Source organism: Microbacterium sp. P5_E9, assembly GCF_054049175.1.
The window spans coordinates 23716-39357 of sequence record NZ_JBFUMV010000023.1 but is presented as its reverse complement, the minus strand read 5'-3'; the positions used below and the strand labels follow the sequence as shown (position 1 = coordinate 39357).

10 protein-coding genes are annotated in these 15642 nt (G+C 69.2%); 9 read left to right on the top strand and 1 reads right to left on the bottom strand.

Annotated elements, in window-relative coordinates; translation table 11 throughout:
* Positions 1-19 precede the first annotated feature (19 nt).
* The gene (locus ACXJ3V_RS19250) at positions 20-2362 is read right to left on the bottom strand and encodes a TIM-barrel domain-containing protein (protein WP_457101962.1); all 2343 of its coding nucleotides are present in this window, start codon (positions 2360-2362) and stop codon (positions 20-22) included.
* Between the two features lie 18 nt (positions 2363-2380).
* On the opposite strand from ACXJ3V_RS19250, the gene ACXJ3V_RS19245 reads away from it, so the two are divergent.
* The 9 genes from ACXJ3V_RS19245 to ACXJ3V_RS19205 all read left to right on the top strand — a co-directional run bounded on the left by ACXJ3V_RS19245 (position 2381) and on the right by ACXJ3V_RS19205 (position 15623).
* Entirely contained in the window at positions 2381-3418 is a 1038-nt protein-coding gene (locus tag ACXJ3V_RS19245; RefSeq protein WP_457101961.1) for a LacI family DNA-binding transcriptional regulator, read from the top strand.
* A gap of 170 nt (positions 3419-3588) precedes the next feature.
* Complete coding sequence (locus ACXJ3V_RS19240) at positions 3589-5406, top strand: glycoside hydrolase family 2 TIM barrel-domain containing protein (RefSeq protein WP_457101960.1); 1818 nt, start codon at positions 3589-3591, stop codon at positions 5404-5406.
* Between the two features lie 21 nt (positions 5407-5427).
* On the top strand, positions 5428-6666 hold the full coding sequence (locus ACXJ3V_RS19235; RefSeq protein ID WP_457101959.1) for a glycoside hydrolase family 32 protein: 1239 nt from the start codon (positions 5428-5430) through the stop codon (positions 6664-6666).
* Positions 6663-8435 (top strand): ABC transporter ATP-binding protein, encoded by a 1773-nt coding sequence (locus ACXJ3V_RS19230; protein ID WP_457101958.1) that lies wholly within the window; start codon positions 6663-6665, stop codon positions 8433-8435. Before ACXJ3V_RS19235 ends, ACXJ3V_RS19230 begins: the two co-directional genes overlap by 4 nt.
* Complete coding sequence (locus ACXJ3V_RS19225) at positions 8432-10564, top strand: beta-galactosidase (protein WP_457101957.1); 2133 nt, start codon at positions 8432-8434, stop codon at positions 10562-10564. Before ACXJ3V_RS19230 ends, ACXJ3V_RS19225 begins: the two co-directional genes overlap by 4 nt.
* Positions 10561-12384 (top strand): glycoside hydrolase family 35 protein, encoded by a 1824-nt coding sequence (locus tag ACXJ3V_RS19220; protein WP_457101956.1) that lies wholly within the window; start codon positions 10561-10563, stop codon positions 12382-12384. The genes ACXJ3V_RS19225 and ACXJ3V_RS19220 overlap by 4 nt, the downstream gene beginning before the upstream one ends.
* A 122-nt stretch (positions 12385-12506) precedes the next feature.
* Entirely contained in the window at positions 12507-13511 is a 1005-nt protein-coding gene (locus tag ACXJ3V_RS19215; RefSeq protein ID WP_457101955.1) for an aldo/keto reductase family protein, read from the top strand.
* Between the two features lie 200 nt (positions 13512-13711).
* On the top strand, positions 13712-14650 hold the full coding sequence (locus tag ACXJ3V_RS19210) for an ABC transporter permease (RefSeq protein ID WP_457101954.1): 939 nt from the start codon (positions 13712-13714) through the stop codon (positions 14648-14650).
* On the top strand, positions 14637-15623 hold the full coding sequence (locus tag ACXJ3V_RS19205) for a carbohydrate ABC transporter permease (protein WP_457101953.1): 987 nt from the start codon (positions 14637-14639) through the stop codon (positions 15621-15623). The genes ACXJ3V_RS19210 and ACXJ3V_RS19205 overlap by 14 nt, the downstream gene beginning before the upstream one ends.
* Positions 15624-15642 lie beyond the last annotated feature (19 nt).

The following is a 15642-nucleotide window of genomic DNA, read 5'->3' as shown; positions in this document are numbered from 1 at the left end:
TTGGGGTGTGGTGGAGGCGTCAGCGCAGCGAGAGCTGCTCCGCGATCGCACCCATGAGCGCCGACGGCAGCCCGAGCGCGTGCAGGTCCGCGAAGACGTCGAAGTCGGGGCGTCCGGACGTGATGATCGTGAACGCCGCCGACTTCTCCTCGTAGAGGTACTGGGCCGTGTTCAGCACGGCGAAGAGCCGCTCCTCGCGGTCGCGCGTGCGCGGACGGGGGTTGGGCGTGGTGGCGACGGCGAGGGATGAGCGGATGTCGCCGCTCACCGTCACCGACGCTCCGCGCGATGACAGCTCGGCGCCGGCGACCTCATCAGCTCCGAGACCCAGGAACGTGACGGTCCAGGTGCGCGCCCTGGGCACGACCCCGTCCGGACCGTCGGCGGGCTCGATGACGAGCTCACCCCGCTGCTGGCTCCAGCGGATCGTCGTCCGCACGACCGCGCCGCCGTCGGTGCCGTCGTCCTCGACCAGGGTGAAGGAGCCGTCCGCCCCGGGCGCGACGACGAGTTCGAACGCTGCCGGGTTGGCCGCGGCATCCGTCTCGTCCTCGCCAGCGAGGGGGAGGAGGCCGCCGGCTTTCAGGAGCACCGGGATCGAGTCGGGTCCGCGGTGCAGCTCGACCGTGCGGCCGCCCTGCAGGACGGCGCCGGTGTGGATGTCGGTCCACACGCCCGGCGGCAGCCAGGCCGTGACCGCTCCGAGCAGCGTGACGTCGTCGCGCGGCGAGGTGATCGGCACGACGAGCAGCTCGCTGCCGAAGGTGAACTGGTTCGGGACGGCGTACGCCTCCTGGTGCTCGGGCCACGTGTAGTACAGCGGGAGCACGAGGGGAGCGCCGGCGGCGGCCGCGCGGTGGTTCATCGCGTGCAGGTACGGCACGAGGCGCACACGCAGGCGGAGGGCGTCGCCGAGGGCGGCGCGGGTCTCGGCCGGGAAGGCCCAGGGCTCCTTCGCGAGGAAGGGGTTGGCGGTGGAATGCAGGCGGAGGATGGGCGAGAACACGCCGTATTGCACCCAGCGCGCGGTGAGCTCATCGTCGCGCGAGCCGAACATGTGGCCGCCGATGTCGTGGCTCCACCAGCCGTAGCCGATGTTCGACGCGGTCGCGGTGAACTCCGGCTGGAAGTGCAGCGAGTCCCAGCTGAGGACGACGTCGCCGGAGAATCCGACCGGGTAGCGGTGACTGCCCGGTCCCGCGTAGCGGGAGAGGAGGAGCGGGCGCTCGCCGCCCCGCGCGGCGTCGAGGAAGTGGAAGTGGTTGAGCATCCAGAGTGGGTCGACGCCGGTGACGCGGGAGTGCGGGCCGTGCTGCCAGTCCATCCACCAGAAGTCGACGCCCTGCGCCTCCAACGGGTGATGCAGCACCGCGAAGTACGCCGCGAGGAAGGCGGGGTCGTTGATCTCGAACGCGATCTTCTCGCCCAGCTCGGGGTCACGGCCGAGCGCCTCGGCCATCGCCGGGTAGGCGTCCTCGAAAGCGCGCACCCCGTCGGCGGGGTGGAGGTTCAGCGTGACCTTCATGCCGCGGCGGTGCACCTCGGCCAGGAAGGCCTCCGGGTCGGGGAAGTAGTCGGGCTCCCAGCTGTAGCCGGTCCAGCCGCCGTTGAATTCGGGCGGCACGCTGTCGACCCGGTGCCAGTCCATGTCGAGCACGGCGACCGAGAACCGCACGCCCTCGCGCTCGAAGCGGTCGAGCAGCTCGATGTAGGCGTCCTGCGTGTAGCGGTGGTAGCGGCTCCACCAGTTGCCGAGGGCCCAACGGGGCAGCACCGGCTGCGAGCCGGACAGTGCGTACAGGGCGCGCAGCGCCTCGCCGAAGTCGTGCGCGTACGCGAAGACGTAGAGATCGGTGCGCTCGCCTTCGCGCGGGCTCACCCAGCCGTCGTCGGTGAAGAGCATGGAGGCCGAGTCGTCGATGACGCCGACGCCCTTGCGTGAGACGACGCCGCTCTCCAGTGGCAGGCGCCCGTTGACGCCGTCGAGCGTGCGAGCGGTGCCGCCGAGGTCTTCCACCTCGCCGAACTTCCAGTCCTCGAGGCCCCAGCCCACGCCGAGCGGACGGATGCGGAGGCCGCTCGGGCTGAACGGCTTGCGGTCGTAGCGCAGGTGCAGCCGTGCGGTCAGAATCTCGAGCGTGCTGTCGCCGTCGATGACCCGGAACTCCGGCACGGCAAGATCGCGGTGCAGGGCGAAGGTGGTGGCGCGGTCCTCGAACACGCCGTCATCCGACCACTCCGCGCGCAGCAGGCCATCGGCCAGCACGGTGAAGCGCCAGCGATCGCCCTGGACGATGGCCTGCGGGTGGGCGACGGGAGTGGCCTCGACGCGGAGGTGCGGAGGAATGTCAGCGCTGTACATTTCAAAGAGGATCCTAGGATGAGCGACATGAAAAGCGGTAGACCGGGCCAGCATGTGCGTCTCGAGGACGTCGCGCTGCTCGCCGGCGTCTCGATGAAGACGGTGTCGAACGTCGTGCACGACTACCCGCACGTGTCGGCCAAGATGCGCGAGCGCGTGCAGGCCGCGATTGACGAGCTCGGCTATCGCCCCAACCTCACTGCGCGGCGGCTCGCCACCGGGCGGACCGGAATGCTGGCGCTCGCCATCCCCGAGATCGATCAGCCGTACTTCGCCGAGATCGCCCGTCAGGTCAGCGCGGAGGCGGTGCGGCGCGGCTATCGCGTGATCGTCGAGCAGACCATGAACGACATCGAGGCCGAGCGGGCAGTGCTCCGCGATCGCGAAGAGGGTCTCGTCGACGGCGTGATCTTCCAGCCCGCCCGCATCGACACGATGGAGATCGCGCGCCTGCGCCCCGACACACCGCTCGTGCTGCTCGGCGAGGGAGCGCGCCCGCTCACCACCGATCACGTCATGATCGACAACGTCGCCGGTGCCCGAGAGGGCGTGGAGCTGCTGCTGCGACAGGGTCGCACGCGCGTCGCGTTCCTCGGCATGGTGCGCGGGGATTACACGGAATCCACGGACTTGCGCCTGCTCGGGTACCAGGAGGCGCTGCACGCCGCCGGGATCCGCAGCGACCCGACGCTCGTCTTCGAGACCGACGGATTCGGCATCGACGGCGGGGTGGCCTCCCTGCTCGCCGCGATCGAGGCGGGGGTGCGCTTCGACGCCCTGATCTGCCGCGATGACCTGTTCGCGATGGCCGCGCTCCGCGGGCTCGATCGGGCGGGGCTCCGGGTGCCCGACGACGTCGCGGTGCTCGGCTGGGACGACACGGTCCTGGCGCGTCACAGCACCCCTGGACTCTCCAGCGTCTCGCCCGACAAGGAGTCGATCGCGCGCACTGCCCTCGAGCTGCTCGAAGACCGGATGGGCGGGTACGACGGCGTCGGACGCCACCGGATCGCGCCGCACACGATCGTCGAACGCGACACCACCGGCGCTCGCTGAGTCGGGCGCTCGAGCCCACCCACGCGCTGCCGAAACCGCCTCACGCGCCCGAACGCAACAGCCGCGAATGGCGGTTTCGACAGCGCGGGCTATCGCGCCGACGATCGCGCCGCCTGGGGGTGCCCACAGGGGTATTTCCAGCGCTGGAATATCTGGATAGGCTTTCCGGCATGCTTGATGAAGAGCTCCGCGCCTCGGCGCAGGACGGCACCTACCCGCGCCCGCAGCTCGTGCGTCCCCGCTGGCTCGACCTGAGCGGTGAGTGGGACTTCGCCTACGACGATGACGTCACGGTCGATCCCCGAGCCGGCCTTCCCGACGAATTTCCCCGCACGATCGTGGTGCCCTACCCGCCCGAGTCCCCGCTGTCCGGCATCAACGAGACCGGCTACCACCCCGTGGTCTGGTACCGCCGCCGCGTCCGCTGGGGCGACCTCCAGCGTGCCGACCACGCCGGGGGCCGCACGCTGCTGCTGCACTTCGGCGCCGTCGACTACCGCGCAGATGTGTGGATCGGCGGAGTCCACGTGGGATCGCACGAGGGCGGCCACACGCCCTTCACGGTCGAGGTGCCCCCCTTCGAGGAGGACTTCGACGTCGTCGTGCGCGCCGAGGACGACCCTCACGACCTCAGCCAGCCGCGCGGCAAGCAGGACTGGCAGGTCGAACCGCACTCCATCTGGTACCACCGCACCACGGGGATCTGGCAGCCGGTCTGGCTGGAGTCGGTGCCGCGGCAGCATGTCACGCGGGTGGCATGGCGTCCCGACATCCCGAACGATCGGGTGCATCTGACCCTCGAACTCGCCGCACGACCCGCAGTCCCCGCCCGCGCGCACATCACGCTCCATCACGGTGCGCAGCAGCTCGCCGAGGTGACCGTGACGATGGCCGGCCCGGTCGAGCAGATCGCGATCGCGATCCCCGCCCTCGGGACCGAGCAGGGGTTCGACGAGCTGCTGTGGACGCCGGAGCGGCCGGTCCTCATCGATGCGCGCGTGGAGCTCATCGCCGGCGAGAGCACGGATGTCGTGCACTCCTACCTCGGCCTGCGCTGGGTCGAGACCATGGGCGGCGCGTTCCTCCTCAACAGCCGGCCCTACCCGATCCACGGCGTCCTCTCGCAGGGGTACTGGCCGCAGTCCCACCTGGCCGCGCCGTCGCCTGCCGCACTCCGTGCCGAAGTGGAGCTCATCAAAGACCTCGGCTTCACCACCGCGCGCCTACACCAGAAGGTCGAGGATCCGCGGCTGATGTACTGGGCGGACCGGCTGGGCCTGCTCGTGTGGACCGAGCTGCCGAGCGCCTTCGAGCACTCGGATGCCGCGGTGACCCGCCTCACGCGGGAGTGGGCCGATGTCATCCGACGGGACTCCTCGCACCCGAGCGTGGTCGCCTGGGTTCCGCTGAACGAGAGCTGGGCCGTTCGCCACGTCGCCGTGGACGCACGCCAGCAGGCGTTCGCGCGAACCCTCTATCACCTGACGAAGACGCTCGACGGCACGCGACCGGTCATCTCGAACGACGGCTGGGAGCACCTGCAGTCGGATCTCCTGACGCTGCACGACTACGAGAACGACCACGAGAAGCTGCGCGCGCGCTACGGCACCGCGGAAGCCGTCGCGGCGGCGCTCGACGGGATCTCGCCCTTCGGCAAGCGCGTGCTGGTCGGCGCCGCCGCAGAGTCGGAGGCCACGGCATCCGCTCCCGTCGTCCTCAGCGAATTCGGCGGTGTGAGCTTCGCGCCCGAGGACGGCAGGAACATCTGGGGGTACCGCCTGGTGGGCTCGCCGGCCGACCTCGACCGCCACCTGAACGGGATCTTCGCGGCCCTGCACGCCAGCACCGCGCTCGCCGGCTGGGTCTACACGCAGCTCACCGACACGGTGCAGGAGACCAACGGCCTCGCCGACGAGAACCGCGTGCCGAAACTTCCGGCGGAGCGGATCCGCGCGATCGTCCGCGGCACCGCCGGCYCGGCGAACTAGCCCAGCCCGGAGCCCGAAACCATGCGTCCCGCCTTCCACTTCACCCCCGCCGCGGGGTGGATCAATGACCCGCACGGGCTGCGGCATTGGAACGGCGAGTACCACGCGTTCTTCCAGTACCTCCCCGAGCGCACCGAGTGGGCGGCGGACATCCACTGGGGTCATGCGAAGGGGGCCGACCTGCTGTCGCTCGAAGAGCTCCCGGTCGCGATCTTCCCCGGCGACGGCGACGGCGGCATCTGGTCCGGCTCGCTCGTCGTCGATGACGCGGGCATGGGGCGGATCTTCTACACGTCGGTCACCGACGACCACGCCCGCATCCGGGTCGCTACCCCGGACGGACCCGACTGGCTCACCTGGCAGAAGGGTGCGTTCGTCGCGGACGCCCCGGCCGAGATGGGCGCCTTCCGGGATCCGTGGGTGCTCCGCGACGCCGACGGCTGGAGCATGCTCGTCAGCGGCCGCCACCGGGATGGACGAGCGGCACTCGTCTCGTATCGCTCCGCCGACCTCGACGCCTGGACCTATCAGGGTGTCGCGCTTCGCCCTTCCGCAGACCCGAGCGCGCCGCTCTCGCAGAACACCCTCTGGGAGTGCCCGCAGCTCTTCGAGATCGACGGGCGGCACGTGCTCGTGCTCTCGGTGGAAGACGAGGGCGAGACGCCCTATGTCGGCTACGCCGTGGGCCGCTGGGCGGACGGCCGCTTCGAGGCAGCGAACTGGGGCCGCCTGTCGTTCAGCCGCAGCCACTACGCGCCGACCTTCGTGCGCGACGAGCAGGGCCGCCCCACTCTCGAGTTCTGGCTCCGCGAGATCCGCGACGACGCCGCCGGCTGGGCCGGCGCGCTCAGTGTGCCGTACCTCCTCGCGCTGCACGGCGACGAGCTCGTCCTCGCGCCGCACCCCGATCTCGAGCGCTGCCGCTCGGATTCCACGGGGACGGATGTCGCGGGCCCGGCGGCCGACATCGTCTGGGCCGCGCGGCCCGGCGCCCACCTGGCGATCGTCGCAGCGGACGGCGAGCTGGTGTCGCTGCGGATGACCGAGGACGCCCTCCACGTCTCCACCGCCGCGGAGTCCGCGGCCCTGCCGGTCGGCGGCGACGTGCGGATCGTGCTCGACGGCCCGATCGTCGAGGTGTCGACACAGCGCGGCGTCTATGGGGCCCGGATCCCGGCATCCCGTGGCTTCATCGTGACCGGCGACACCGAGGCCGTCCGGGCGTACCCGCTCAGCCGCCCGGCGGAGCAGCGCCGATGACCGCATCGCCCGCAAGCTCGCCCGTGGAGGTGGACGGCGCGCACCCCGTGCGCTCGGTGTTCCGGCTGCTCGGGCGCTACAAGAAGCGGGTGATCCCGTCCGTCCTGATCTTCCCGATCAAGGACTCGCCGCAGTGGCTCATGCCCGTGGTGACCGCGTCGGTGATCGACCTCGTCGTCGCGGGCGGACCATTGAATCAGCTCTGGTTCTGGGCCGCGCTGGCGTTCATCGCGCTCGCCCAGAACTATCCGATGCACGTGCTGTGGACGAGGCTCTTCATGGGCGCGGTGCGCCACAGCGGGGCCGACCTGCGCAACGCGCTCGCCGCACGCCTGCAGACCCTCTCGATCGGGTTCCACACGCGGGTGTCGGCGTCCATCGTGCAGAACAAAGTAGTCCGCGACGTCGAGAACATCGAGCTGATGCTGCAGCAGGTGACCCACGCCGTGCTCGCGCAGACCATGGTGATCACCGGCGCGATCGTGGTCACCGCGATCACGATGCCCTACTTCCTGCCGGTCTACGCGCTGACGATCCCGATCGCCGTCCTCCTGCGGTGGATCCTCGCGTCGCGCTCGCGGCGGCGCAACGAGGCGTTCCGCCAGGATGTCGAGGTCTTCTCGAGCCGTGTCGGCGAGATGGCGACGCTCATGCCCATCACCCGCGCGCACGGACTCGAGGCGACCGCGCAGGCCCGCGTCGCGGAAGGCGCCGAGGGCGTGCGCACCTCGGGGTATCAGCTCGACATGCTCAACGGGCGCTTCCAGTCGATGTCGTGGGTCGTGCTGCAGCTGCTCTCGGTGGGATGCCTCGTCACGGCCGCGTGGGTGGCGATCACCGACCCCGGCTCGATCACGCCCGGCCAGGTCGTGCAGCTCTCGGCCTACTTCGGACTCATCACCGGCGGGCTCACTCAGGTGCTCATGCTGTGGCCCATCGGCGCGAAGGGCATCGAGTCGGTCCGCTCGATCGCCGAGGTGCTGGCCGAGCCCGACCTCGAAGAGAACGCGGGCAAGGCGGTCGTCACGCGGGTGGGGGGAGACCTGCGGTTCGAGCACATCGTCTTCCGGTATCCCGATGCGCGGCATCCCGCCCTCGACGGCGTCGACCTTGAGATCGCCGCCGGCGAGACCGTCGCCTTCGTGGGCCCATCCGGGTCGGGCAAGTCGACCCTCCTGAACCTCGCGCTGGGCTTCATCCGGCCGACGAGCGGGCGCATGCTGCTGGACGGAGTGGATGCCGCGACTCTGGATCTGCGGACGTTCCGCCGGTACGTCTCGGTCGTGCCGCAGGAGTCGGTGCTCTTCGAGGGCTCCATCCGCGACAACATCACCTACGGCCTCGGAGACGTCTCCGACGAGCGGGTGCGCCGGGCCCTGGAGGACGCCAACGCGGCGGAGATCGTCGACGCGCTGCCGGAAGGCTGGGACGCCGTCGCGGGGCAGCGCGGTGCGCGGCTCTCGGGCGGGCAGCGCCAGCGCATCGCCATCGCGCGGGCGCTCGTGCGCGATCCGAAGGTGCTGCTCCTCGACGAGGCGACGTCGGGGCTCGACCCCGAGTCAGAGGCGCTCGTGCGCGACGCGCTGGCACGCCTGATGCGCGGGCGCACGACTCTCGTGGTCGCACACCGGCTCTCCACGATCCGCGGCGCCGACCGCATCGTCGTGCTCGATCACGGGCGCATCGTCGAAGTGGGCCGGCACGACGAGCTGGTCGCCCGCGGCGGCCGCTACGCACGTCTCGAGCGGGCGCAGAACCTTTCCGAATGACTGAGAATCCCAGCAAGGAGACGCTCCCGATGAGCACGCACGAACGCGCCGCCGACCACTATCGATGGGTGAACGACGGCGCCCTCGGCCCCGGGCGGCTGCGCTACGGCGCCGACTACAACCCGGAGCAGTGGCCGCGGGAGGTGTGGCGCGAGGACATGCGCCTCATGCAGCAGGCCGGCGTCAACATCGTCTCGCTCGGCATCTTCTCGTGGGCGCTGCTCGAGCCGCGGCCGGGAGAGTGGGACTTCGGCTGGCTCGACGACGTCATGGACCTGCTGCACGAAAGCGGCATCGACGTCGACCTCGCCACCGCGACCGCTTCACCGCCGCCGTGGCTGTCGCGGCTGCACCCCGAGGTGCTGCCGGTGACGGACGACGGCACCGTGCTGCACGCGGGCGGACGGCAGCACTGGCGCCCGACATCCCCGATCTTCCGCTTCTACGCACTGCGTCTCGCGCGCAAGATCGCCGAGCGCTACGCGGACCACCCCGCGCTCGTCGCCTGGCACATCTCCAACGAGCTCGGCTGCCACAATGCATTCGATTACTCGGATGACGCGGCCCGCGCCTTCCGCGGCTGGCTGCAGGATCGCTACCCCACCCTGGATGCCCTGAACGACGCGTGGGGCACGGCCTTCTGGTCGCAGCACTACGGCGACTGGGAGGAGATCGTGCCGCCCCGGGTCGCGCCGACCCACGTCAATCCGGGTCGTCAGCTCGACTTCGAGCGCTTCTCGTCCGATGCGCTCCTCGGCTACCTGCGTGCGGAGAATGCGGTGCTCGCCGAGGTCACGCCGTCGATTCCGCGGACCACGAACTTCATGGTCACCGAGGTCTTCCCGTCGGTCGACTACGCGACGTGGACGGGCGATGTCGACTTCGTCTCGAACGACCACTACCTCCGCCCGGGAGCGGGCGGACGCGAAGAGCTGTCGTTCTCCGCGAACCTGACCGGCAACCTCGCGCTCGGGCGGCCCTGGTTCCTGATGGAGCACGCGACGAGCGCGGTGAACTGGCGTGACGTGAACACCGTCAAGCGCGCCGGCGAATTGGCGCGGGACGCCCTGACCCACGTAGGCCACGGCGCCGATGCGGTCTGCTTCTTCCAGTGGCGCCAGTCGCGTGCCGGCGGCGAGCGGTACCACTCGGCGATGGTCCCCCACGCGGGGGAGGACAGCCGGGTCTTCCGCGATGTCGCGCGACTTGGTCGCACGCTCGGCGAGCTCGCCCCGCTGACCGGGTCGCGGCGTCGGCCCGCACGGGTCGCGATCCTCTTCGACTGGGAGTCCTGGTGGGTGGCTGAGCGCGACTCGCACCCGTCCAACCGCCTTCGCTACCGGGGCGAGGCCCTCGACTGGTACACCGCCCTGCTCGACCTCGGCGTCCGCGCCGACGTGATCCCGCTCGGCTCGTCGTTCGACGGCTACGAGGTCGTCATCGCCCCGATGCTCCACGTCGTGACGGACGAGGTGCGCACCCGGCTCGAGGCGTTCGTCGCCACCGGCCGCGAGCTCATCGTCACGTACTTCTCCGGCACCGTGGACGAGCACGACCGGGTCTGGCTCGGCGGGTATCCCGGCGCGCTGCGCGAGGTTCTCGGCATCCTCGTCGAGGAGTTCGTGCCGCTGCTCCCCGACGAGCGGATCGGCCTGTCGAACGGCACGAGCGCTGCGAAGTGGACGGAACGCGTCCGCGTCACCGGCGACGCGGTCACGGTCCTCGCTTCGTATGAGGATGGCGACCTCGCCGGGTCGCCGGCGATCACCCGCCGACCGATCCAGGGCGGGGGAGCGACCTATGTCGCCTCCGACCTCGGCGCGGATGGCCTGCGCATCCTCCTGCGCGACCTCAGCGCCGGCATCCCCGCCCTCCAGGGCGATGCCCGTGCCGCGGACGGAGCCCTCGAGCTCCTCGTGCGGGGTGACGATACCGCCGAGTACACCTTCTTCATCAACCGCACCGACGCGGAGGTCACCGCTCCGCTGCAGGGCGGCGTCCCCCTGATCGACGCACCACGCGACCATTCCACGCCTGAGGACACCGTCACGATCCCGCCCCGCGGCGTCGTCGTGACCCGGTCGGAGGCACGCGCCTCCCACGAGCAGAACGGGACCGATCCCCGATGACCACCACTCTTCCCGCGGCCGACGGCACACTCGCCGGCGCAGAGCTCTCGGCCGCGGCATCCGTGTCCCGGTTCGCGATCGGCGAGAGCGACTTCCTGCTCGACGGCGAGCCGTTCCAGATCCTGTCGGGGGCGATCCACTACTTCCGTGTGCACCCCGACCACTGGGCCGACCGCATCCGCAAGGCCCGGCTCATGGGGCTCAACACGATCGAGACCTACGTGGCGTGGAACCTGCACGCCCCGCAGCGCGGCGAGTGGGACGTCACCGGCCGGCTCGACCTCGCGCGGTTCCTGCGGACAGTCGCCGACGAGGGCATGCGCGCGATCGTCCGGCCCGGGCCCTACATCTGCGCCGAGTTCGACAACGGCGGCCTGCCCACGTGGCTGTTCACCGACCCGGAGGTGGGCGTGCGCCGCAATGAGCCGCACTACCTCGCCGCCGTGGGCGAGTACCTCGATCGGGTCAATGCCATCGTCGCGCCCCTGCAGATCGACCAGGGCGGCCCGGTGATCCTGGTGCAGATCGAGAACGAGTACGGCGCCTACGGATCGGATGCCGAGTACCTGCAGATCCTCGTAGACCGGACGCGCGCCGGCGGCATCACCGTGCCGCTCACGACGGTCGATCAGCCCGAGCCGCACATGCTGGAAGGCGGCTCGCTGCCCGGTCTGCACAAGACGGCGTCGTTCGGCTCGCGTTCCCCCGAGCGCCTCGCGGTGCTGCGCGAGCACCAGCGGACCGGGCCGCTCATGGTCTCGGAGTACTGGAACGGCTGGTTCGACTCGTGGGGCGACTACCACCACACGACCTCGGTCGAAGCCTCAGCCGCCGACCTCGACGCGCTGCTCTCGCTCGGCGCGTCGGTCAACCTGTACATGTTCCATGGCGGGACCAACTTCGGCCTCACCAGCGGAGCCAACGACCGCGGCGTGTACGCCTCGATCACCACGAGCTACGACTACGACGCGCCGCTCGACGAGGCCGGTCGCCCGACAGCGAAGTACTGGGCCTTCCGCGATGTGCTCGCGGGTCACACGACCCTGGCCGAGGACCTTCCGGCGGCCGGCGGACCGGCGCCCGAGCAGGTCGTGCTCCTCGCCGCCCGGCGTCCGTTCCTCGAGGCCATCGGATCGTCGGCCACGATCGACAGCGCCCACCTCCCGACCTTCGCCCAGGCGGGGCACGACGCCGCGATCCTCGTGCACCGCACGGAGCTGCAGCGCGACGAACCCGGCGTCCTCGTGCTCGACGACATCCGCGATCGGGTTCACGTGCTGGTCGACGGCCTGTGCGTCGGCATCCTCTCCCGCGAGCTCGGTCAGTCCACGCTCGCGCTCCCGCCGGTGCGCGAGGAGCTCATCCTGGTCGTGGAGAGCCTCGGCCGGGTCAACTACGGGCCGCGCATCGGCGAGGACAAGGGGATCATCGGCGGCGCGTCGATCGACGGCCGGCCGCTCGGCGGATGGCGGACGACCTTGCTGCGCGAGAGCGACCTCACCGACCTCGCCGCCGGCGCGGGGGAGGGGAAGGCAGCCATCGGCGCGATCCCCGGCCTCACCTTCGCGCACGCGGAGTTCTCCGTCGACGAGCCCGCCGACCGGTTCCTCGACACCGACGGCTGGGGCAAGGGGATCGCCTGGGTCAACGGATTCTGCCTCGGCCGCTACTGGTCGCGGCCCCCGCAGCGGACCCTGTACGTCCCAGGCCCGGTGCTGCGGCACGGCCGCAACGAGCTCGTCGTGCTCGAGCTCGACGGCGCCCGCACGGACGTCGCGCGGTTCGTCGGCGACGCGGATCCCGGCCCCGTCGAGTACTGACGAGGTCCTGTTCGGCGCCCGGCATTCTCACAGCCACCCGTACCGCATGATTCTTCAGGCCGCACGACGCGCCGGAGCGATGACGCTCAGGCCAGCACGACACCCATGAAGGACGCACACCGATGAAGCATCGCCACCTCGGCGCCTCCGGTCTCCGGATCTCCGAGATCACCTTCGGCAACTGGCTCACCCACGGCTCCCAGCTCGGCAACGACGCCGCGACCGCCTGCGTGTATGCGGCACTGGATGCCGGGATCACCACGTTCGACACCGCCGACATGTACGCGAACACCGCGGCGGAGTCGGTCCTCGGCGAGGCGCTGCGGGGCCAGCGGCGCGAATCGCTGGAGATCTTCACCAAGGCCTACTTCGCGACCGGACCCGGTGGCCCGAACGACTCGGGGCTGTCGCGCAAGCACCTCATGGAGTCGATCGACGGCTCGCTGCGACGACTCGGCACCGACTACGTCGACCTCTACCAGGCGCATCGCTGGGATTACGCGACGCCGCTGGAGGAGACGATGGTCGCGTTCGCCGACATCGTCCGCAGCGGCAAGGCGCTGTACATCGGCGTCAGCGAGTGGAACGCCGAGCAGCTGCGGGCAGGCTCCGCCCTGGCCAAGGAGCTGCGCATCCCGTTCGTGTCGAACCAGCCGCAGTATTCCGCGCTCTGGCGAGTCATCGAAGAAGAGGTCGTGCCCGCGTCGCGTGAGCTCGGGATCTCGCAGATCGTCTGGTCGCCCGTCGCCCAGGGCGTGCTGACCGGCAAGTACCTCCCCGGACGTGCCGCTCCCGAGGGAAGTCGTGCCCGCGACGAGAAGGTCGGCGGCGACCTCAACAACCGGTGGATGCGGGATGACGTGCTCACGCGCGTGCAGCAGCTCACGCCGATCGCCGACGAGCTGTCGTTGACGATGGCGCAGCTGGCCGTCGCCTGGGTGCTGCAGAACGACAACATCGCGGCCGCCATCATCGGGGCCTCCCGCCCCGACCAGGTGCAGGAGAACGTGGCCGCATCGGGCGTCGTCATCCCCGCCGAACTGATGCGACGCATCGACGACGTGCTGGGCGATGTGGTCGAGCGCGACCCGCGCAGAACCGACGCAGAGTCACCCGATGAGCGCTGAACGACGCCGGAAACACGGGCTTATCACGGACTCATCACGGGTTGATAACTGTGGGTTGAATTAAAACAACCCGCGAGGTAATGTGTGAAAACCGAGTTTAATCGACGGTTAGGTTAACTGGTAGGCACGTCGCGGCGAAGCGACGTAAACGAACGCGAAGAGGCGGGCGGATGTCCTTGACAGCAGTACAGGCAACAGCGGTGGAAGCTGTGCCCAAGCGGCGCAAGCAGTCGCTGTGGAAGCGATTCAACGCGAGCAAGATGCTGCTTCTGATGTGCCTCCCGGCGATCGTCTTCTTCCTGATCTTCAACTACGCGCCGCTGCCAGGCATCTGGATCGCCTTCACGAACTTCAACTACCGCGACGGCATCTTCGGCAGCCCCTTCGTCGGGTTCAAGAACTTCGAGTTCCTGATCAAGTCGGGTCAGCTGTGGCTGCTCACGCGCAACACGGTCCTCTACAACCTCGCGTTCATCGTGCTGGGGAACGTCCTGGCGATCGCCTTCGCGGTCATGCTCAACGAGATTCGCCTCAAGTACTTCAAGAAGATCACCCAGAGCATCATGTTCCTGCCGTACTTCATCTCGGTCGTGCTCGTCGGCGTCATCGCGTTCAACCTCCTGAACTTCGACAACGGCGCGGTCAACACGCTCATCGAGCAGACCGGCGGCGACCCGCTCAAGATCTACAGCACGCCCGGTGCGTGGCCGTTCATCATCACCGGAGTGCATCTCTGGCAGAGCACCGGCTACGGCACGATCGTGTATTTCGCGGCGATCATGGGCATCGACCGGGGAATGTTCGAGGCGGCCGCGATCGACGGCGCATCGGCATGGCAGCGCATCCGCTACATCATCCTGCCGAGCCTCAAGCCGATCTTCGTGATCCTGCTGCTGTTCGCGCTGGGCGGGATCATGCACGGCAACTTCGGGCTCTTCTGGAACCTCGTCGGCAACAACGCGGCGCTGTTCCAGTCCACGGACATCATCGAGACCGCCGTGTACCGCATGGTGATGTCGCAGAACAATTTCACGACGTCGACGGCGGTGGGTCTGTACCAGTCGCTGTTCGGATTCGCCATCGTGATCACGGCGAACTGGATCGTCCGGAGGATGAACCCTGACTATGCACTCTTCTGATATCGCCGACGTGCCGGTGACCGCGACCGTGACTGCGAGCAAGGCGGCCGGCCGTCGCGCCACCGCCACGAAAGAGCGCACCCGCCGCATCAAGCTCGACCGCAGCGACTACGTGATCCGAGGGATCTCGTACACCACGATCTCGATCTTCACGGTGATGTGCCTGCTGCCGTTCATCCTGATCGTCTCCGCCTCATTCTCGAGCGAGGCGGCGATCATGAAGAGCGGATTCGGGCTGCTCCCGCAGGACTTCACCTTCACCGCGTACGAGTACATCTTCCGAGCGCCGCGGCAGATCATCGGCTCATACGTCGTCACGATCGTGATGACCGTCGCCGGCACGGCGATCGGGCTGTTCATCATCGCGATGACGGGCTTCGCGCTCTATCGGCAGGACTTCCGCCTGCGCAACTACATCGCCTTCTTCATTTACTTCACGACGCTGTTCTCGGCCGGCCTCGCGCCCACCTTCCTGTGGATCGGCCGGGACCTCGGGCTCCGGGGAAACTACCTGGCGGTCTTCCTGCCGCTGCTCATGACCCCGTGGCTCATCATCCTGATGAAGAACTTCATGCGCACCATCCCCTACGAGATCGTCGAGTCGGGCAAGATCGACGGCGCCGGCGACATGCGGATCTTCATCCAGCTGTGTCTGCCGATGATGAAGCCCGCACTGGCGACGGTCGGACTGTTCCTCGCCCTCGGCTACTGGAACGAGTGGTACCTCTCGTCGCTCTACCTGGGCAGCACCGTCGAGTTCAAACCGCTCCAGTACTACCTGTACAACGTGATCAACACGGCCAATGCCCTGCGCAACTCGGTCGCCGGATCGAACGTCAGCATCACGGATCTGCCGAGCAACACCCTGAAGATGGCCAGCGCGGTCGTGGCGACGGTGCCCATCCTCTTCCTCTATCCCTTCGTCCAAAAATACTTCGTCAGCGGCATCACGGTCGGCGCCGTCAAGGGCTGACCCGCCGCTGCTGACGATG